Below are 18,528 nucleotides of genomic sequence, written 5' to 3'. Positions count from 1 at the left end.
CGTGAATCAATCGGGAATTTCATCCATTTCACGTTTAAGATATGCAAATATGTCTTTTACCGGCAGAATGTCATGGATTTCCTGCATTCTCCTGCCGGAGAACACCAAGCCCGTTTCGACGTCGCCTTGCTGCGCTCTCGTGAGGGCGCGGATAATGCAGTACTTATGGCTGCATTTTTTCAGGCACTGATCGCAGTGATCCGGCGCCGGCGCCGTACCGAGAAGAATTCGTTCGGAAAAGGGCGTCCGGATTGCCTGCCCCGGAAGGCCGACTGGACTATGCACCAATATAAAATCTTCAGGGCTGTTGGCCCGCAGATATACCTTTTTCAATTCGTCAGCGCCGTTGGATTCCACGCTGGCGGCAAACCGGCTTCCCATCTGAACGCCGTCGGCGCCTAAGCGCAGCATTTCGGCAATGTCTTCTCCGTGAAGAACGCCGCCTGCGCCGATGACGGGAATATCGACGGCTTTCCGCACTTCCGGCACGATGAGCCGGCTCGAGCGGTTGGTTCCCAGATGCCCGCCTGCTTCTGCCCCCTCTACGACGACGGCAGCAGCACCCAGGGTTTGGGATATTTTAGCTAGTTTAGCAGAAGATACGATGGGCACAATAGGCGTACCGCTGTCTTTTCCCCAGGCGAACATGTCCCGGGAAAAGCCTGCTCCTGCTACAACCAGGTCTATTCCTTCTTCAATTGCAGTGGTCACGATGCCTTTGAATTCGCGGGCCGCGACCATTACGTTTATGCCTATGATTCCAGTTGGAGCCAGTTTTCTGGCTAAGCGTATTTCATACCTTAATTCATCAAAGGGCATGCCAGAAGCCGCAATAAGGCCAATACCGCCTTCGTTGGCTACTGCTGCGGCCAATCGGGCTGTGGACAATCGAATTGCCATGCCGCCCTGGACGATTGGCACCTTTGCTACGAGCTTACCTATTCTTAATTCTGGCAGCTTCACTCTGTTTTCCTCCAATCAAGACACCATCAGGGGAAGCGCCACGGCTTCCCCATCCGGCCCTATTGCGTACTTACGCTTTCTTTTCCTTTTCGATGTAATCAACTGTATCTTTGACAGTTTTGATTTTTTCTGCAACATCATCAGGGATTTCGATGTTGAATTCTTCTTCGAAAGCCATGATCAATTCAACGATATCCAAGGAATCAGCGCCCAAATCATCGATGTAAGCAGCGTCCATTTTGACTTCTTTTTCGTCAACGCCGAGCTGTTCAACAACGATGCTCTTTACTTTTTCAAAAGTAGCTTCTTCGCTCATTTCCAATTCACCCCCTTTCAGTGGAATATATGTCTTACATTACCATGCCGCCGTCTACGTTTAAGACTTGGCCGGTAATATAGCTTGCGTTGTCAGAGGCGAGGAACACGACGGCCTTCGCCACTTCTTCCGGCTGGGCGACGCGGCCCAGGGGAATCGATTTGAGCATGTCTTCTTTTACGGCGTCGCTCAATACCGCCGTCATATCCGTATCGATGCAGCCCGGAGCTACGGCGTTGACGCGGATGCCCCGCGAAGCCAGTTCCTTGGCTACGGATTTTGTAAAGCCGATCATGCCGGCTTTTGCTGCCGCATAGTTCGCCTGGCCGGCGTTGCCCGTCTGTCCAACGACGGACGTAATATTGATGATCGCGCCGCTGCGCTGCTTCATCATCAGCTTCGTTACGGCCTTCGTGCAATGGAACACGCCCGTCAGGTTCGTATCCAGCACGGCCTGCCAGTCGCCTTCCTTCATGCGCATGAGGAGGCCGTCGCGGGTAATGCCGGCGTTGTTGACCAAGATGTCGACGGAGCCGAACTGTTCCTTTACAGCGTTTATCATATCGGAAACAGCCGCGTCGTCGGCGACGTCGCACTGCATTGCGACGGCTTCGCCGCCTTGTTCTTTGATGAGGGACAGCGTTTCTTCAGCTGCCGCCGCATTGCCGGCGTATATAACGGCTACCTTTGCGCCTTCTGCCGCAAGGGAGACGGCAATAGCCCGGCCGATACCGCGGGAACCGCCCGTAACGACGGCAGTTTTATCTGTTAAGAGCATTTTATCTAACCCCCTGGAAAAATTCAAGTGTTTTCTGTAAGGAAGGTATATCTTCTACGTTTTCGCTGTGAATCGCCCGGTCGATCTTGCGGTTAAAGCCGCAGAGCGTCTTGCCGGGGCCGACTTCTACGAAGGCTTCGGCACCGAAGGCCTGCATGGTCTTCGTGCAGTCGATCCAGAGCACGGGGCTGGCCGCCTGCTTGACCAGGGAAGCCTTAATATCGGCCGCAGCCGTTTCGATCTGGCCGTTTACGTTGGCGACGACGGGAATCTTGGCATCGGAAATCGTAATCGTGTCAAGCACTTCTGCCAAGCGTTTCGCCGCCGGCTCCATGAGCGTGCTGTGGAAGGGCGCGCTGACGTGGAGGAGGACTGCCCGCTTCGCTCCGGCCGCTTTCAATTCGTCTACAGCCGTTTCGACGGCCTTCGTGCTGCCGGCGATGACGATCTGGCCGGGGCAGTTGAAGTTAACGGCCTGTACTACGCCGCCCTGTTCGGAAATATGGGCGCAAATGTCCTTAATCTTATCTTCAGCTAAGCCCATGATAGCCGCCATGCTTCCTTCTCCCAGGGGCACGGCTTCCTGCATGAACTGGCCGCGGAGCCGTACAGTCCGCACGGCGTCGGCAAAGGAAAGGGCGCCGGCCGCTACGAGAGCCGAATATTCGCCTAAGCTGTGGCCTGCGGCGATGTCCGGCGTCACGCCTTCCTGTTCCAATACGCGGCAGCAGGCCGTGCTGGCCGTCAGGATCGCCGGCTGTGTATTATAAGTCTTCATCAATTCTTCATCGGGGCCTTCAAAGCACAGCTTCGTCAAAGAAAATCCTAATGCGTCGTCGGCTTCTTCGAAAAGCTGCCGCACGACGGCGTACGATTCGTATAAATCCTTGACCATGCCGACTTTCTGCGCGCCCTGTCCGGGGAATACAAATGCTTTTTTCATATTATCACCTCGTCGTCCTTATTTCGCATACCATTTCATTGCCAATCCGGCCCACGTAAGACCGGCGCCGAACCCTGCCAGCACGACGATGTCGCCGTGTTTCATGAGTCCCTGGCGGTTCGCTTCGTCAAGGGCGATGGGAATGGATGCTCCTGACGTATTGGCATATTTATCTATGTTGACAAACACCTTTTCCATCGGCAGGTGAAGCCGCTTGGCTGCCGACGTAATGATGCGGATATTGGCCTGATGAGGCACGAGAAGGTCTATGTCTTCATGAGACAAGCCGGCCCGTTCCAAGGCCTTTTCCGCCGTCTTTCCCATGACCTTGACGGCAAATTTGTACACTTCCTTGCCGTCCATCTTGATATAGGTCAGGTGCTTTTCCCGCGCTTCGTCCGTCGGCAGGATAGCCACGCCGCTGGACGGGATATTCAGGTACTGGCCGCCGTTTCCGTCGGCCCCCATGTCGGCTCCTAAAATACCGTAGCCCTGTTCTACAGGCCCCAACACGGCCGCGCCGGCCCCGTCGCCGAACAATACGCAGGTGTTGCGGTCCGTCATATCCATAAAACGGCTGAGGATTTCCGCGCCGATGACCAGGACGTACTTGCACATGCCGCTTTCAATGTACTGGGACGCCGTAATCGCTCCGTAGGCAAAGCCCGAGCAGGCGGCGTACAAGTCGAAAACGGCGGCGTTGACGGCGCCGAGGTTCTTCTGCACGATGCAGGCCGTCGACGGAATCGTCATATCCGGCGTCAGCGTGCAGACGATAATCATATCCAGCTGTTCCGCCGTGATGCCGGCCATTTCCATGGCCTGCCTGGCGGCGATAGTACACATATCGGACGTGTTGACGCCTTCCGGCGCAAAGTGCCGTTCGCGGATACCCGTCCGCTCCCGAATCCATTCGTCTGACGTGTCTACGATTTTTTCTAAATCGGCATTCGTCACGACTCTATCGGGAACGTAATGGCCTGTCCCCAATATGCCGGCCGGATTAGTTTTCACTATCATACTGTTCTACCTCTTCTTCCTCTATACTTTTGCGAATATGGCCTACTACGTCCTGCTGCGCCAATTCTCCCGCTACGCGGATGGCGTTTTTGATCGCCTTGGCTTTAGAGCTTCCATGGCAGATAATAAAGCTTCCGTCTACGCCGAGAAGAGGCGCGCCGCCGTACTCTGTGAAATCAAGACGTTTTTTTAAGGTTCGGAGGGCCGGATATACGGCCAGAGCTCCTAATTTAGCAATAAATCCGCTGCTCTTGATCGTATCCTTCACCAAGCGGATGATAAACATGGCCATGCCTTCGCCAAATTTCAAAATGACGTTGCCTACGAAGCCGTCGCAGACGACGACGTCGACGGTCCCTTTCGGAATATCGCGGCCTTCTACGTTGCCGTAAAAGGAAATGGTCTTCAGTTTTTCCAGCAGCGGATACGTCGCCTGGGCCAACTCGTTCCCCTTCGACGCTTCCTCGCCGATATTCAGCAGGCCGACGGTGGGCTTGCCTACGCCCAAAATGTATTTCGCATAGTGCGAGCCCATAATGGCTCCTTCCACCAAGTGCTTCGGTTTGCTGTTGGCGTTTGCACCCGAATCGAGAAGGACGGTAATACCCTTCTTCGAAGGAATCGGCGTCGCAATGCAGGGCCGTTCAATGCCCTTAATGCGGCCCAATCCCAGGAGAGCTGCCGTAACGGCGGCTCCTGTACTGCCGGGAGCTACGACGGCGTCGCAGGCGCCGTCCTTTACCAGCTGTGTCGCCACGACAATCGACGCGTCCTTCTTTTTGCGGATTGCCTGAGCCGGATGTTCTCCCATATCGATGACCTGGCTGGCGTGAACGATGGACAAATGCGAATTGTCCTTCGCGCCGTACCGGTTTAATACTTCTTTTATTTTATTAGTATCCCCTACTAAGACGACGTCCAGGCTATACGATTTGACAGCCTCAATCGCGCCCAGCACCACTTCTTCCGGTGCATAATCGCCGCCCATAGCGTCTACAGCTATTTTCATACTTACGCTCCATCATTCCAAAGATTCTATGATAAACTTTGTGCGAAATACTTCCTTCGCATTTTTCCGTATTTTCACCCATACATAGTATTTCTGATCGCGGCGGCGAATCACTTCTGCTACGGCGACGAGCTTGTCGCCTACAGTAACAGGCTGTTTGTATTTGATATTAGCTACGGCCGTAATGGCCACAGGCAGGTGCAACACGGCCTGGGCCAGCGAATTGGCCTGAGCATACAAGCATTGGGAGCGCACGATATGCGCTTCATCGACCATATCTTCCGTCGCTGTCATAATGGAAATCGCGCTCTGTCCAACGGTGCATTCCACGAGTTCGCCTACAAAGCCTGCATTCTTCTGCCGGGGCTGGGCCGCTTCCGCCTTCTGCTTGATGCGGATGCGCATTTCCGGAATCCCCAACGCCATGCGGTCCAAGCGGATAGTAGCTACGCTGACGGAAAATTCCTCCGCCAGTTCTTCGTCGTTCACGAAGGGGTCTTCTTCTATTCGCTTGCGCAGCAGGGCATGCCGCTTATCTCTTGCTATACGAACCATTTCATCACCTTTAAGCAATTTATGACCAAGTACTAATAGTACATACAACTAGAGATTATATAATGTTTCCTGAAGATTTGCAAGCAAAAACAAAAAGTATGCTTTCTCAGCATTCATATAATGGAACTGTCGAAAGCATACTCTTCACTCCTTTTTAGTATTTATCAAAATCCAATTCGTTCAAAACGTCGCGCAGTTTTTCCAATTCTTCCTTCGTCAGCGTAATGCCTTTCGTCATGGCCTGGTAGTCCGGGTCCCACGAGCGAAGGTCGAATTTCGGCGCGCGGTTGTTCCAGCTGATATAGGTCAGCTCCTTGCGCCAGCCGTCTTTATTTTCCGACAACGTGCCGCATACGTCTTCAATGTTAAAATTCAATTGTGCCATTGTATACCCTCCTAAAGACAAAACTTCATGTCTCTGATTATTTTTGTTTACAAAAAAACAAACATCAGCTACTATAATAGCAAATTTAACGCATCTGTCAATTATTAGTATACAATGAGTTATTCCATATCACAATCGTTTTGCATAACTATTTCTCCGTTATGTCAGATTGATATACTGGAGCCGCCCTTAATGATGAGGCGTCCGCCGTTTGAACAGGCCGCCGTGGGCTTCGCTGATATCAAAAATAGATATGAAGGAATTGGGGTCGATCTTGCGGACGGCGTCCTTTACCTTCGTCATTTCCAGACGCGAAACGACGCAGTACAAGATCTTCGTCGTTTCCCGCTTGTAAGCCCCTTCGCCGTTGAGCAGCGTAACGGCGCGGCCCATGTCCTGGGTCATGCAGCGGGCCATTTCGTCGTACCGCGACGTCACGATGAGCAGCCCCTTCATTTCGTCGAGACCGTTCGTCACAATATCGATCATCTTATAGGCAATAAAATAAGCTACCAGGGAGTACATGGCGCTGTCCCAGGAAAAGACGAAGCCCGAGCTGCCTAAGATGAACAGATTGAAAAACATGATGATTTCGCCTACGGAAAAGGGCGTTTTTTTGTCGGCAATGATCGCCAGTATTTCCGTACCGTCGAGGGAGCCGCCCCAGCGGATAATCAGGCCTACGCCGAGGCCGATGATAATGCCGCCGTAAATAGTCGACAAAAAGGGGTCCGTCGTCACCGGCGTATGGTGAATGAACTTGCTCCACCCGGACAGGCAGAGTACGGAAAATAAGGATTGTATCGTAAATACGACGCCGATTTTCTTATAGCCGATGATGAAAAAGGGAACGTTCAGCGCGACGATAAACACGCTGAAGCTGACGCCGGTCAGTTCGGCCGCCATCAGGGCCAGGCCGACGACGCCGCCGTCGATAACGTGGTTGGGCACCAGAAAAATATCCAGGCCGACGGTGTATATAAAAGCACCGAGGGCTAATCCAACGGCGCGGAATGCATATCCTGTCATATCATTCTATTCCCCCTTGCCTATGAATGTAACGGAGACCGATAATCCAGGCCACGAAATCATCGACCGGCTCGGGCGGATACTGCAGCGACAGCGGCACGAATCGCCGCCATCCCCGGCGGGGCGTATACTTGAAATACATAGCCCGGCCTTCGACGGTCGTGTTTTTCTCGTCGACGAGAGAAAAGGTCACGGCAGGGGCCTGCCGCCGTATCCACTGCTCGGCGACGGGCTGCAGACGCTTGTGGTTAGTTCCGTCGCCCATGACGATATGGGTAAAGCCATACTGCCCATACGCCTCAGTCAGATAGGCTTCCAGGTCTCCCGTCGGGATAATTTTTTTCTCCGCCAGGCTCCCGTCGCCGCCCAGCACGGCGACGCCCGTCTTTTCCGAGCCCGGATCGATTGCAGCTATCATTCGAATCTCCTTTGCTTATTGAATCGGCTCGACGATGATGTCGATGCCCAGAGGTCCTGCCGTATACGTGTCGTTCAGCGTGACGGCCCGCAGGACGATGTGTTCGCCGCTGAGCCCTTTGATGCGGGAAATGGTATCGAACATTTCCGTCGCCGACAACGCGCCGACGTTGCCGCTCAGCGGGTCGGGCAGCACGCCCTTGGCCTTGGCCTGCAGGTTTACGTCATGTAGAAAACGCATAACCTGCAATTCCGGATTATGAGCCGTTTCGCTTTCGTTCAGCTCCGTTTCGTATACAACGTCGCCTTTATGATAAATGAGGTTGTTGTCATGCATATCAATATGTACCAGGGCCGGTTCGCCGACCATGATATTGCCCGCCGCGATGAGGCGGATCAGCTTCTTGCCGCCGGCTTCGCCCTGCTGCAGGGCGCTGATGGCCGCGTTGAATTCGTCGGGCGCAATGTACACCATGACGGCATTTTCATCGGTAATGCCCAAATACCGGCAAATCATGGCATTGGTCTGCTGCATGGCCCGGCTCAATTCTTCCCGCGTCGTCTTGCCGTCCTGGCCGCTGCTGAGCACGACGCTGGACAAGACTTCTCCTACGCGGAACATGACGGTTCCCTCGCGGATATTGGTCATCGTTTCGTTGAGAATGCGGATGCGCTTGTCGAGCACTTCGATAGTGCTGACCATGCGTTCCTTCGTTTCTTCCAGTACGGCCAGGTCATGCTGCGCCGCATCCCGGTCCGCTACGGCCTTGTCTTTATCCTGCAGGGCTTTATCCATGGCGACCTGTATGACCGACAGCTGACGGGCCTTGTCGTCCCGAGCTGCCTGAGCCTGCTGCAAATCAAGCTGCGTCAGCCGGATTTCCTCGTTTTTCCCGTCCAGCTGCTCCTGCTGCAGCTGCAGCAATTCTTCGTTTGAGGCGATGAGGCGGTTTTTTTCATCCAGCTCTTTTCCCAAATCGCCGGCCTGCTTCAGCAGCTGGTTTCGCTGTGTTTCCAGCGCTTCGTTCTGCATCCGGAGCTGCTGCATTCCAAACAAGGCGATGCGCACGTTTTCTGACAATACGGACATGACGCCCAGCGTAACGGCGGCAATGCTGATGCCAGTCAGGATCGTGACGAGGATAGACGTATATTTAGGCCGAAGGCCGAATAATTTAATTTTCCGCTTGCCGACGCGCGAACCGATTTTATCGCCTAAATAGGCGATAATACCGCCCATGATGGCCAGCACGAACAGCATAATCCATCCGTATTCCATACAGCACCTCCTTGTATAATATTATCATATAACATAATACGCATTCTGTCATTCCCTATTTTTATAAGAAATGTCCATATAAAAAATGGGTTAGCAGCGCGGCTGCCTAATAGGACCGAGCTGCTAACCGTTTATTTCGACTTGCGGTATACGAGAACCGCGCCGGTAATGCCGCAGATGATATCGGGAAGGAACGCGGCCAGATACGGCGGTATCCGTCCGCCGTTGCCAAGGGCGTTCCCCAGCGTCATGATCGTGTAGTAAATAAAGATGACGACGACGCTGATGCCGAAGCCGATAGACGAGCTGCCGCGCTGCTTCTGCATGCCCAGGGGCGCGCCGACGATGGCGCACACCAGGCTGGCCAGGGGCAGGGCGAAGCGGTTGTACATTTCTACCTTCATCTTATTGGTATTGACGGCGTTTTCATCGAGAATCTGAATCTGTTCTCTCAGTTCGCGTATCGTCATTTCATCGGGGTCTTTCTGAGACGCGTTGATGCGGTCCGGCTTCTGCACGATAGGCAGGGCCTGATGATCGAAGGTCATCGTCCGTTCTACGCCGTCTCCGCCGGAAAGGTCGTAAATGATGCCGTCGTGCATGACCCATTTCGAGCCGTTCCAGTCAGCCCATTCGGCCTTTTCCACCCGTACGAGCGTATCGTTTTCAAATTCCTGCACCGTAAGGTCCGTCAGCATCTTCGTTTCCGAATTATACTGGCGGGCGTACATCAGGCTGGAAATGTTGGCGCCTTTGACGTTTTTGAGGACGATGTGGTCCTGCGTCGCCGGCGCGACGTTATGCTTGACTTCTTCGTTGATAATCGTGTTGTAGGCATTGTTAGCCCGGGGCACGACGTATTCGTTAAACACAGTCGTGCCGATGGAAATGAAAAAGGCAACGATGAAAATAGGCATAGCCAGGCGGGCGAAGTTCTGTCCTCCCGACCGCATGACAATGAGCTCGCTGGAGCTCGACAGCCGGCCAAAGGCCATCAGCGATCCCAGGAGGACCGACATGGGGAAGGTCACGACGATGATCGACGGCATAGCCAGCACTAAAATGCGGAAAGCCGCCCAAGCCGACGCGCCGTACGTATTGATCAGGTTGGCAATACGGTACAGCGTCCCCGTCCCGATGAACACGGCCGTAAAGGCGCAGACGCCGAACAAAAACGGGCTGATAAATTCTTTTAATATATACTTATCTAATATTCGCATTCTGTCTCCCTGCCTGTTACATTCTGAAGTCGTCGCCTAAATAGAACTTCCTTGCCACCGGGTCGTTGGCAATCATTTCCGGATTGCCTTCCAAAAGAATGCGACCTTCGCTTAAAATATAGGCTTTATCTACGATGCTCAGCGTTTCTCTGACGTTATGGTCCGTAATGAGGACGCCCATGCCGCGATTTTTCAGGTGGCTGATAATCCCCTGAATATCGTTGACCGCCAAGGGGTCGATGCCGGCGAAGGGTTCGTCCAGCAAAATAAAGGCCGGGTCCATGACCAGGCACCGGGCGATTTCCACACGGCGCCGTTCGCCGCCGGACAGCTGGATCCCCAAACGCTTGCGCAGCTTGATGATAGAAAATTCCTCCATCAGCGCTTCCGCTTTCCGGCGCTGTTCCCGCTTGCTCAGTTTCGTCGTCTCCAGCATAGCCAGCAGGTTTTCTTCGACAGTGAGCTTGCGGAAAATCGACGCTTCCTGGGGCAGATAGCCGATGCCGTAGGCTGCCCGCTTATGGATGGGCAGACCCGTAATATCCTGATTGCCGATGCAGATCGAGCCTTCGTCGGGATGCTCAATGCCGACAATCATGTAAAAGGTCGTCGTCTTGCCGGCGCCGTTCGGTCCCAGCAAGCCGACGATTTCCCCTTGGTTCACCTGGATGCTGACGCCGGCGACAGCGCGCTTTTCCTTATACATTTTTACCAAATTATGTGTTTGAATCAGCATACATTGCTCCTTGCGCCGCCGCTTATTCGCTGCCCGGTACGATGACGACGGTCGACCGGCTCATGGCCTGGGCGGAATTATCGGCCAAGCGGATCATGATGTTGTCGCCTGTCAGCGAATTGCCGTTCTGTACGGCGTTGACGTCTCCCGTCAGATGGACGACGCCGTCGTTCTTGCCCGGCGTCTGGGTGTACACGGCTTTCGTCGCATCGGCTACGAGATTGTCTGCCGGCGATTCGATATGGACGTCGCCCTGCCCTACGGCCTTGATTTCTTTAAACCAAGCGTCGATGCGGTCGGCCCACAGCCGGGAGCCCTGGGCTTCCAGATAGCCGTTGCCCGTTACAATGCCGTAATCTTTATCCAAATAGTATTCGACCTTATCGCCGTTTACTTTCTTATCCTGATAAATACCGCGCACGTCTCCTGTCGCAATGACGTAATTGCGGTTCGTCGAATGCAGCTTGTCTGCCGTCAAATGCATGTCTGGCTGCTGCACGACGACGTTCCCTTCCAAGTCGGCTTCTGCCGTCTTCAAGTTGTATACGGCCTTGTCGCCGTTCATCGTCGCCTTGTCGCGCACGATGACGACGTTGCCCGTCGCTGTCGCCACCTGGGTCTTGCCGTTGTATTCCAGCTTGTCAGCCGTCACGGATACGGACGGATTGTCCGCGGCCCAAAGACCTGCAGCAGGGATGCTCATGAGTCCCAACAGGGCTAAAGCAAGCATTTTTTTCTGTAATTTCTTCATCATAGCTTATTCTCCCTTGGTTACCTGCGCATGGCCGGTCAGCGTTACCTTATCCATACTGGTAGTCGTTTCAAACGCATCGGCGCGGAGGCTCGTGTTGTCGTGACGGTTCATGACGACCTTGCCGCCCTTTACCATATGCGTATTCATATTATAATACACACTGCCTTCAGTCTGCAATGTATCATTCCGATTTGTCGCCGCACTGACCGGCGGTTTGATTTCAATCGTATGCTTCTTGCGGTCTACAACGCCATTCGGCGATGTAATCGTCATTTCCGTGCCGTCTTCTTCATCGACGAGCAGGGCTTTAGGATTTGTAAAATACATGATTTCCGTCTGGGGATCGATCATAATCTTATCGGCTGTCAGCTTCCAGACGAGCTTGCCGTTTTTATTTTCCACCAGCTCGGAGCCTTCGAATTCGACGAGGTTGTCCGTCTTCACCTCAGGCTGCGCCACGGGCTCTTCCATCAGCGAGTACAATAAGGCGGCAAAGGCGATGACACATGCCGCGCCGATAAGTTTTCCTTTATTCTGCTTGAGTTGTGTTATCGTCACTGCCGTCTGCCTCCGCTCCTTGGTGCAACGCTATAATTTCTTCCGGCGCCGTGCTCCAGCGGTGCTGGAACCACAGCCATTCCGTCGGGTGATCTTTGATAAACTGTTCCGTCAGCACAGCCATCTTCCGGGTCAGCCGGGCGATATCTTCGTCCTTATTCCCCGTATCTTCATAATACATGACCTCGCCGATGACGACGCGGTGACGGTGGTGTTCGTCGTGAATCGCAAAAATCGGCAGGATAGGCGATCGGAATTTACGGGCGAACTGCGCCGGTCCCCGCGGCGTCGACGACATCTTCCCCAAAAAGGGCTGGGGAACGCCGTAAAATCCGCCGTCCTGATCGGCCAAAAATCCCAATATTTTTTTGCGCTTCAGGGCCCGCGCGGCGATGATCATTTCATTCCCGCCGCGGGCAAATACTTCCAGTCCCATCATTTCGCGATTTTCATTGAGGAGCCGCGTCACCTGGTCGTTCGGCTGCTTTTTGACGATAGTCGTCGTCGGGTAGCCGTACAGGGCCAGCGACGCGCCCATCCATTCCCAGTTGCCGATGTGGCCGGTCAGCACGATGACGCCTTTGTTTTCTTTCAGCGCCGCGTCCAGCCGTTCCGGATGCTCCAGCGTAACATACTGGGAAATATTATCTTTATTCAGCTTCGGCGTGTAGAGAATTTCCATCAGCGACTGGCCCAAATTCTGAAACAGGCCGTGCATGATCTGTTCCGCTGCGCCCCTATCGCATTCCATGCCGCGCATGATGTGGAAAATTCCGCGCTCGTACTGTTTTTTCAATCGCTTTCCTATAACCGGGCCTAAGGTTCGTCCCAAAGAAATAACGGCTGGATACGGAAGACAGCACAGCAACTTGCCTAATCCCCGCGCAGCGTGATACTGCCAATCCTTAAACACAATACAGACGCTCCTTTCTACTATTGAATCACTGCTGCCATGCCGCTCATATAGCGGCTGAGGACACTGTCCCACTGGTGCTGCTGTTTTAAAATATATTCGACCCACTCGCGCAGCGCGCCGTGGCCGCCGGCATAGGCCGATACAAAGGAGGCCGCCTCGCGCACCTCCGCGCAGCCGTCGGCCGGCGAAGCGCCGCATCCGGCATTCGCCACGACGGCCAGGTCATTCAAATCGTCGCCCATATAGGCGGCTTCCCCCATCGATATGCCCAGGTCCCGGCAAAGCTGGGAAAAGGCGGCCAGCTTGTCCGACGTATTCTGCATCACGTAGTCGATATGCAGATCCGCGGCCCGCCGCTCGACCATAGGAGAACGGCGTCCCGTAATAATGGCCGTTTTCAGACCTGCCGCCCGGGCCAGGGAAATCCCCATGCCGTCGCGGGCGGAAAAGCCCTTCATGGCGTCGCCGCCGGGGCCGTAGTAAATCGTACCGTCCGTCAGCACTCCGTCTACATCGAAGGCCAACAATTTTATGTTTCTCCAGCCGTCCATCAGACGACTCCCTGCCGCAGCAAGTCCGTCAGATGAACCATGCCGACGGCCTTGCCGTCGCCGTCGACGACGGGCAGTACCGTAATCGGGCGGGGCTGGTTCTTTTCCATGATATGAAGGGCTTCGGCAGCCAGCTTATCGCTCGTAATCTGACGGGGATTTTTAGTCATCATGGCGTCGACAGGCCACTGGAGGAAGTTAGATCCCGTTTCCAGACCGCGGCGAACGTCGCCGTCCGTAACGAGGCCGACGAGGCGGCCTTCTTCGTCGACGACCGACACGGCGCCCAATCCCTTTTCCGTCATCATGAACAGAGCGTCCTGCACGATGCTGTCTTCGGAAATGACCGGATTGTCATTGCCCTTGTGCATGACGTTTTCAACGGTCATGAGCAGCTTGCGGCCGAGAGCTCCGCCGGGATGATAAATGGCGAACTGATTTTTCGTAAAGTGATGGCACGACAGCAGGACGATAGCCAGGGCGTCGCCGAGAGCTAAGGCCACGGTCGTGCTCGTCGTCGGCGCTAATCCCAGAGGGCAGGCTTCCTTTTCGACGGATGCGTCGAGGATGACGTCGGAATTTTTAGCCAGCGTCGAGTTGTGGTTGCCTACGACGGCGATGATTTTAGCGCCGATTCGTTTCAGCGACGGCAGGATATTCAAAATTTCTACGGTTTCGCCGCTGTTGGAAAAGGCCAGGACGACGTCGTCTCCCGTTACCATGCCCAAGTCGCCGTGAATGCCTTCGGCCGGGTGGAGGAAAATAGACGGCGTGCCCGTGCTCGACAGCGTCGCCGACACCTTGCGGGCGATATGGCCCGATTTTCCCATGCCGGTTACAATAGTGCGGCCTTTCGATTCCATGATCATATGCACGGCATTGACGAAGTTTTGATCCAGCGTAGGAATGAGATTTTCAATGCCTTTTGCTTCTTGCTGGAGTACGTCTCTTGCTTCTGCTAATATATCCATCGTGATGTCACCTCTGTATATTATTTCGCCGTACTGACGCTTCTGCGGGTAATGTCGTTGATGGCGATCATATCGCGCAGCACGCCTTCTACTTGCGACAAGTATAACATATTCGGGCCGTCGCATAAAGCTTCGGCAGGATTATCGTGCACTTCCATAAACACGCCGTCGATGCCCGAGCCGGCTGCCGCTCTGGCCAGGTTGCCGATGTACTGGCGAAGGCCTGCCGATTTCGTGCCGGCGCCGCCAGGCAGCTGGACGCTGTGCGTTGCGTCGAACACGACGGGATAGCCGAAGCTGCGCATAATGGGGAAACTGCGCATGTCGACGACGAGGTTATGATAGCCCAGGCAGAATCCCCGTTCCGTCAGCATGATATTTTCATTGCCCATATAGGTGATCTTGTCGACGACGTTTTTCATGTCTTCCGGGGCCATAAACTGGCCCTTTTTTACGTTGACGCACTTGCCCGTCTTCGCCGCCGCTTCCAGAAGATCCGTCTGCCGGCAGAGGAAGGCGGGAATCTGCAGGATATCCAGCACCTCTGCCGCCGGCTCTACCTGCTCGATGGAGTGGACGTCGCTGACGACGGGCACGCCTAATTCTTCTTTAATATACTTCAAGGTGCGCAGCCCTTCCGTCAGTCCCGGGCCGCGGAAGGACGTGTAGGACGAGCGATTCGCCTTATCAAAGGAGGCCTTGAAGATATACGTGACCCCCAGGGATTCGCAGATCCGCTTCATTTCCCGGCCGATATTCAGCACCCGTTCCGTTTCTTCCAGCACGCAGGGGCCGGCCATGACGAAGAGCTTTCCGTCTCCGCCGACAGTCTGATTTCCTACGGCTACGCGTTTTACTTGTTCCATCATATGCGTTATTCTCCCTTTTGCGCGAAGTATGCGCGGATGTGTTCTAAATCTTCCGGCGTATCGATGCCGATAAACGTATGGTTTGTCTTGATTACCTTTATCTTATATCCATTTTCCAGAACCCGCAACTGTTCCAGCGATTCCACTTTTTCCGCCGGCGTCTGTTCCATAGCGGCGTACTGCAGCAGGAAATCGCGGCGGTAGGCGTAAATGCCGATGTGCTTATACGGGCGTATCGTATCGTCAAAGGCGTTGCGCGGATAGGGAATCAGGGATCTGGAAAAGTACATGGCTTCGTCTTTCTGATTCATGACGACCTTGACGGCGCTCGGCTCATTGTACTCTTCTTCTGCCAGCGGCGAGGCGACCGTAGCCATGGACAGGGACGGGTCTTCTTCAAAGACGGCACACAAGGCGTCGATGACGTCGGGCGCAATGAGAGGCTCGTCGCCCTGGACGTTGACGATGACATCGGCGTCAGGGAAATGAGCTACCGCCTCGGCCAGGCGGTCCGTGCCGTTGGCGTGGTCTTCCCGCGTCATGACGGCATGGCCGCCGAAGGAGACGACTGTGTCGTACACTTTCGGATTATCGACGGCGACGACGACTTGTTCCAGCTTCGCCGCCTTCGCCGCTTGTTCATATACGCGCTGCACCATAGGCTTGCCGGCAATATCGGCCAGCGGCTTGCCCGGCAGGCGCGTCGAGGCGTAGCGGGATGGGATGATGCATACAAATTTCATAACCTAACCTCCTATTACGTGGCGTAATACCTTATCTATCTGTTCTCCGCCCCTGGTAATCTCCAGCGAAATGCCCAGGACGTACAGGGGCAGATCGTATTGTCTGATCCATTCCGGATTGAGCTTTACGGCGTCCTTTTCCGTCGTAATCAGCACGGCGCCTGCGGCGTCTGCCGCCTTTTTCATCGCCGCCATGTCATCGGTTCCATAGTGATGGTGGTCGTCGTAACGCAGAGCCTGAACGACGTCATATCCAAAGGAGCGAATCGTCTGCTCAAAGGACGCCGGGTTTCCCAAGGCCGATACGGCGACGGCCTTCGTTCCCTTAGGAAGAGCCTGGCAGTTTTCCCGCCCCTTCATGCCGTTCCAGTCGCCGAAGGATATGCACCACTTAGCCCGATGGACCGATTCTGCAATGGGCGCGTCGGGATTATAGGCCTGTAACGTGCTGTACACGGCGTCAATGGCTTCCCGCGACGCCTGGTCGCATTTCGTAATAAGAAACAGGCCGGCCCGATTCAGGTGCTCCATGGGCTCGCGCAGAATCCCCCGCGGCAATACCTTGCCGTTGCCGAAGGGATTGGTCGCGTCGACGAGGACGATATCCAAGTCCCGATGCAGCTGCCAGTGCTGAAAACCGTCGTCCAGCAGCAAGACCTGCGAGCCGAACTGTTCGATAGCCATTTGTCCGCTCCGTCGGCGTTCCCGTCCGATGACGACAGGAATCCCCGGCAGGCTGCGGGCCATGAGGCACGCTTCGTCGCCGCCTTCCGCCGCCGACAGCAGCACCTGCCGTCCGTCGGACATGACCGCCCCGTCGTGTTCCTTCTGGGAGCGGTATCCCCGGTTGAGCAGGGCTACGCGGTATCCTTCCCGCTGCAGCCGCTGGGCCAGCATACAGGCTGCCGGCGTCTTTCCCGTCCCGCCGACGGTAATGTTGCCGAGGCTGATGACGACGGCGTCCAGCCGGGCCTGCCGTTCCGGATGGTCCGCATAGGAACGGTATTTTTTCTCGACGCCCTTCCGGTACAGGACGGCGGCACGCTCCAGCGCGCCCAGCACCAGCCCGTCCCAGCAATGGGAGGACGAGCCGTTCATCAAATCGAGAAAGTACGCGGCAAGTTTCGTGCGCAATGCCATATGCTCATCTCCGATGCTTACTTCTTGTCTACTTCATAATGTCCGTATACTTCGTCCAGCAGCCGCTGCAGCTCGTCGAGGTTCTTCTTGGTCGCCCCTTGATTTTCTTCGACGATTTCCAGGCAGTGGCGCTTCATTTCTTCCGCCTTTTCAGGGTGAATCAGTATATCCAGACAGGTATCGATAAACTCTTCTTCATTCCGCACCATGACGCAGGCGCCGCGGCTGCTGAGAAGATCGAAAATTTCTACGAAATTAAACATGTTCGGCCCGACGACAATCGGCTTGCCGTGCGCCGCCGGCTCCAGGATATTATGGCCGCCGATATGGGCCAGGCTGCCGCCGACGAAGATCAAATCGCCCAGGCTGTACACCCGGCCCAGCTCGCCGATCGTATCGAGGAGGACGCCGTCATATGGGCCGGCAATTTGCTTTCCCGCTACCATGTCGCTGCGTTTGACCATCGTCACGCCGTGCTTGACGCCTTCGTCGTAAATGAGGTCGGCCTGATGAATGTAGCGCGGCGCTATGATGAGCTTCGCTCCGGGGAAATGGTTCCGTATATTGCAGAACGCCTTGTATACCGACACGTTTTCCCCCTTATGGGTGCTGCCGGCAATCATGATGGGATAGGTGTTTTCGTCGAATCCCAGCTCCTTGAGGTAGCGTTTCTTTTCTTCATCCGTCACGATGCCGTAGGTCTGGTCGTACTTCGTATTGCCCGTGACGATGACCTTATTGGGGTCGGCGCCGATATCGATGATATATTGGGCGTCGATGCGGCTCTGCATGCAGAACACGTAAATCGTCGACAAGACGCGGCGCGTAAAGAAGGTAATCATGCGGTACCGGCTGGAGCTACGGCGGCTGATGCGCCCGTTCATCATCATGACGGGAATATTCTTGCGGGCCGCGATGCGCAGGAAGTTCGGCCAGATTTCCGTCTCGACGAGGACAATGGCCCGCGGCTTGACGATGGTCAAAATGCGGTCTGTCAGGTACGGCAGGTCCAGAGGGAAATATAAAATCCCGTCGGCGCCCTTGATAATCTGATGGGCCATGCGGAACCCCGTCGCCGTGACGACGGACACGATGATGACCTCGTTCGGATGGGTCTTGCGCATTTCCCGCACGATAGGGCTGGCCGCTACGATTTCTCCGACCGACGCGGCGTGTACCCAGATGGCGTGGCGGTTCGATATTTTTTCTTTTAAATCATCCGGCAGAAACCCGATGCTCTGTTTGATGCGCTGATAAAAGCCTTCTTCGCGAATCAGGCGGTAAATGAGCATGGGAATCAGCGTCGCCCAATACACCAGCAGCAGTACGTTGTACAGCCAATACATGGATTGGGCTCTCATATTTGTCTTCATGAA

The 18,528-nt window shown here is 54.8% G+C and carries 22 protein-coding genes; all 22 read right to left on the bottom strand.

Annotation, left to right across the window (positions count from 1 at the left end; genetic code table 11):
* Nucleotides 1–6: 6 nt before the first annotated feature.
* A complete protein-coding gene (locus B5F80_RS04990) occupies nucleotides 7–963 on the bottom strand; it encodes a nitronate monooxygenase (protein ID WP_198643463.1) in 957 nt (318 codons plus the stop codon).
* A 70-nt stretch (nucleotides 964–1,033) separates the two neighbouring features.
* Nucleotides 1,034–1,279, bottom strand: coding sequence for an acyl carrier protein (locus B5F80_RS04985; protein ID WP_059076793.1), 246 nt, complete (start codon nucleotides 1,277–1,279; stop codon nucleotides 1,034–1,036).
* A 34-nt stretch (nucleotides 1,280–1,313) separates the two neighbouring features.
* A complete protein-coding gene (gene fabG, locus B5F80_RS04980) occupies nucleotides 1,314–2,057 on the bottom strand; it encodes a 3-oxoacyl-[acyl-carrier-protein] reductase (RefSeq protein ID WP_087477717.1) in 744 nt (247 codons plus the stop codon).
* A gap of 1 nt (nucleotide 2,058) precedes the next feature.
* Nucleotides 2,059–3,000, bottom strand: a complete 942-nt coding sequence (gene fabD / locus B5F80_RS04975) for an ACP S-malonyltransferase (protein WP_087477716.1) — start codon at nucleotides 2,998–3,000, stop codon at nucleotides 2,059–2,061.
* Nucleotides 3,001–3,018: 18 nt separating this feature from the next.
* The gene (locus B5F80_RS04970) at nucleotides 3,019–4,020 is read right to left on the bottom strand and encodes a beta-ketoacyl-ACP synthase III (protein ID WP_087477715.1); all 1,002 of its coding nucleotides are present in this window, start codon (nucleotides 4,018–4,020) and stop codon (nucleotides 3,019–3,021) included.
* Complete coding sequence (gene plsX, locus B5F80_RS04965; RefSeq protein ID WP_087477714.1) at nucleotides 4,004–5,029, bottom strand: phosphate acyltransferase PlsX; 1,026 nt, start codon at nucleotides 5,027–5,029, stop codon at nucleotides 4,004–4,006. Before plsX ends, B5F80_RS04970 begins: the two co-directional genes overlap by 17 nt.
* Before the next feature lie 12 nt (nucleotides 5,030–5,041).
* Complete coding sequence (gene fapR / locus B5F80_RS04960; RefSeq protein ID WP_087477713.1) at nucleotides 5,042–5,584, bottom strand: transcription factor FapR; 543 nt, start codon at nucleotides 5,582–5,584, stop codon at nucleotides 5,042–5,044.
* Between the two features lie 154 nt (nucleotides 5,585–5,738).
* Complete coding sequence (locus B5F80_RS04955; RefSeq protein WP_087477712.1) at nucleotides 5,739–5,969, bottom strand: PC4/YdbC family ssDNA-binding protein; 231 nt, start codon at nucleotides 5,967–5,969, stop codon at nucleotides 5,739–5,741.
* A gap of 189 nt (nucleotides 5,970–6,158) precedes the next feature.
* Nucleotides 6,159–6,998, bottom strand: a complete 840-nt coding sequence (locus B5F80_RS04950; RefSeq protein WP_087477711.1) for a YitT family protein — start codon at nucleotides 6,996–6,998, stop codon at nucleotides 6,159–6,161.
* A gap of 1 nt (nucleotide 6,999) precedes the next feature.
* Nucleotides 7,000–7,416 (bottom strand): hypothetical protein, encoded by a 417-nt coding sequence (locus B5F80_RS04945; protein ID WP_087477710.1) that lies wholly within the window; start codon nucleotides 7,414–7,416, stop codon nucleotides 7,000–7,002.
* A gap of 15 nt (nucleotides 7,417–7,431) precedes the next feature.
* The gene (locus B5F80_RS04940; protein ID WP_087477709.1) at nucleotides 7,432–8,694 is read right to left on the bottom strand and encodes a DUF3084 domain-containing protein; all 1,263 of its coding nucleotides are present in this window, start codon (nucleotides 8,692–8,694) and stop codon (nucleotides 7,432–7,434) included.
* Between the two features lie 131 nt (nucleotides 8,695–8,825).
* Nucleotides 8,826–9,914: an LptF/LptG family permease gene (locus tag B5F80_RS04935; RefSeq protein WP_087477708.1), complete on the bottom strand. Its 1,089-nt coding sequence runs from the start codon at nucleotides 9,912–9,914 to the stop codon at nucleotides 8,826–8,828.
* Between the two features lie 16 nt (nucleotides 9,915–9,930).
* Nucleotides 9,931–10,650, bottom strand: coding sequence for an LPS export ABC transporter ATP-binding protein (gene lptB, locus B5F80_RS04930; protein ID WP_087477707.1), 720 nt, complete (start codon nucleotides 10,648–10,650; stop codon nucleotides 9,931–9,933).
* Nucleotides 10,651–10,672: 22 nt separating this feature from the next.
* A complete protein-coding gene (locus B5F80_RS04925; protein WP_204246349.1) occupies nucleotides 10,673–11,404 on the bottom strand; it encodes an LptA/OstA family protein in 732 nt (243 codons plus the stop codon).
* Nucleotides 11,405–11,407: 3 nt separating this feature from the next.
* Entirely contained in the window at nucleotides 11,408–11,962 is a 555-nt protein-coding gene (lptC, locus tag B5F80_RS04920; protein ID WP_087477706.1) for an LPS export ABC transporter periplasmic protein LptC, read from the bottom strand.
* Nucleotides 11,934–12,875 carry a lysophospholipid acyltransferase family protein gene (locus B5F80_RS04915; protein WP_087477705.1) on the bottom strand — a complete coding sequence of 314 codons (942 nt, stop codon included), beginning with the start codon at nucleotides 12,873–12,875 and terminating at the stop codon, nucleotides 11,934–11,936. The genes lptC and B5F80_RS04915 overlap by 29 nt, the downstream gene beginning before the upstream one ends.
* A 20-nt stretch (nucleotides 12,876–12,895) precedes the next feature.
* Nucleotides 12,896–13,429, bottom strand: coding sequence for an HAD family hydrolase (locus tag B5F80_RS04910; protein WP_087477704.1), 534 nt, complete (start codon nucleotides 13,427–13,429; stop codon nucleotides 12,896–12,898).
* Nucleotides 13,429–14,400: a KpsF/GutQ family sugar-phosphate isomerase gene (locus tag B5F80_RS04905; protein ID WP_087477703.1), complete on the bottom strand. Its 972-nt coding sequence runs from the start codon at nucleotides 14,398–14,400 to the stop codon at nucleotides 13,429–13,431. The genes B5F80_RS04910 and B5F80_RS04905 overlap by 1 nt, the downstream gene beginning before the upstream one ends.
* Nucleotides 14,401–14,420: 20 nt before the next feature.
* Entirely contained in the window at nucleotides 14,421–15,266 is an 846-nt protein-coding gene (kdsA, locus tag B5F80_RS04900; protein WP_087477741.1) for a 3-deoxy-8-phosphooctulonate synthase, read from the bottom strand.
* An 8-nt stretch (nucleotides 15,267–15,274) separates the two neighbouring features.
* The gene (gene kdsB / locus B5F80_RS04895; protein WP_087477702.1) at nucleotides 15,275–16,012 is read right to left on the bottom strand and encodes a 3-deoxy-manno-octulosonate cytidylyltransferase; all 738 of its coding nucleotides are present in this window, start codon (nucleotides 16,010–16,012) and stop codon (nucleotides 15,275–15,277) included.
* 3 nt (nucleotides 16,013–16,015) lie between these two features.
* Nucleotides 16,016–17,152 carry a tetraacyldisaccharide 4'-kinase gene (gene lpxK / locus B5F80_RS04890; protein WP_087477701.1) on the bottom strand — a complete coding sequence of 379 codons (1,137 nt, stop codon included), beginning with the start codon at nucleotides 17,150–17,152 and terminating at the stop codon, nucleotides 16,016–16,018.
* Nucleotides 17,153–17,169: 17 nt separating this feature from the next.
* Complete coding sequence (locus B5F80_RS04885) at nucleotides 17,170–18,525, bottom strand: glycosyltransferase N-terminal domain-containing protein (RefSeq protein WP_087477700.1); 1,356 nt, start codon at nucleotides 18,523–18,525, stop codon at nucleotides 17,170–17,172.
* Between the last annotated feature and the right edge of the window lie 3 nt (nucleotides 18,526–18,528).

It is taken from the genome of Megasphaera sp. An286 (assembly GCF_002163455.1).
Lineage (GTDB): Bacteria > Bacillota > Negativicutes > Veillonellales > Megasphaeraceae > Megasphaera > Megasphaera stantonii.
The sequence above is the reverse complement of the archived record's forward strand: the minus strand, read 5'-3'. Positions and strand labels throughout refer to the sequence as shown.

Coding starts and splice junctions, on each gene's coding strand:
- B5F80_RS04985 (WP_059076793.1), bottom strand. CDS start 1,279: ATGAGCGAAGAAGCTACTTTTGAAAAAGTAAAGAGCATCGTTGTTGAA.
- fabG (WP_087477717.1), bottom strand. CDS start 2,057: ATGCTCTTAACAGATAAAACTGCCGTCGTTACGGGCGGTTCCCGCGGT.
- fabD (WP_087477716.1), bottom strand. CDS start 3,000: ATGAAAAAAGCATTTGTATTCCCCGGACAGGGCGCGCAGAAAGTCGGC.
- B5F80_RS04970 (WP_087477715.1), bottom strand. CDS start 4,020: ATGATAGTGAAAACTAATCCGGCCGGCATATTGGGGACAGGCCATTAC.
- plsX (WP_087477714.1), bottom strand. CDS start 5,029: ATGAAAATAGCTGTAGACGCTATGGGCGGCGATTATGCACCGGAAGAA.
- fapR (WP_087477713.1), bottom strand. CDS start 5,584: ATGGTTCGTATAGCAAGAGATAAGCGGCATGCCCTGCTGCGCAAGCGA.
- B5F80_RS04955 (WP_087477712.1), bottom strand. CDS start 5,969: ATGGCACAATTGAATTTTAACATTGAAGACGTATGCGGCACGTTGTCG.
- B5F80_RS04950 (WP_087477711.1), bottom strand. CDS start 6,998: ATGACAGGATATGCATTCCGCGCCGTTGGATTAGCCCTCGGTGCTTTT.
- B5F80_RS04945 (WP_087477710.1), bottom strand. CDS start 7,416: ATGATAGCTGCAATCGATCCGGGCTCGGAAAAGACGGGCGTCGCCGTG.
- B5F80_RS04940 (WP_087477709.1), bottom strand. CDS start 8,694: ATGGAATACGGATGGATTATGCTGTTCGTGCTGGCCATCATGGGCGGT.
- B5F80_RS04935 (WP_087477708.1), bottom strand. CDS start 9,914: ATGCGAATATTAGATAAGTATATATTAAAAGAATTTATCAGCCCGTTT.
- lptB (WP_087477707.1), bottom strand. CDS start 10,650: ATGCTGATTCAAACACATAATTTGGTAAAAATGTATAAGGAAAAGCGC.
- B5F80_RS04925 (WP_204246349.1), bottom strand. CDS start 11,404: ATGATGAAGAAATTACAGAAAAAAATGCTTGCTTTAGCCCTGTTGGGA.
- B5F80_RS04910 (WP_087477704.1), bottom strand. CDS start 13,429: ATGGACGGCTGGAGAAACATAAAATTGTTGGCCTTCGATGTAGACGGA.
- B5F80_RS04905 (WP_087477703.1), bottom strand. CDS start 14,400: ATGGATATATTAGCAGAAGCAAGAGACGTACTCCAGCAAGAAGCAAAA.
- kdsA (WP_087477741.1), bottom strand. CDS start 15,266: ATGGAACAAGTAAAACGCGTAGCCGTAGGAAATCAGACTGTCGGCGGA.
- kdsB (WP_087477702.1), bottom strand. CDS start 16,012: ATGAAATTTGTATGCATCATCCCATCCCGCTACGCCTCGACGCGCCTG.
- lpxK (WP_087477701.1), bottom strand. CDS start 17,152: ATGGCATTGCGCACGAAACTTGCCGCGTACTTTCTCGATTTGATGAAC.
- B5F80_RS04885 (WP_087477700.1), bottom strand. CDS start 18,525: ATGAAGACAAATATGAGAGCCCAATCCATGTATTGGCTGTACAACGTA.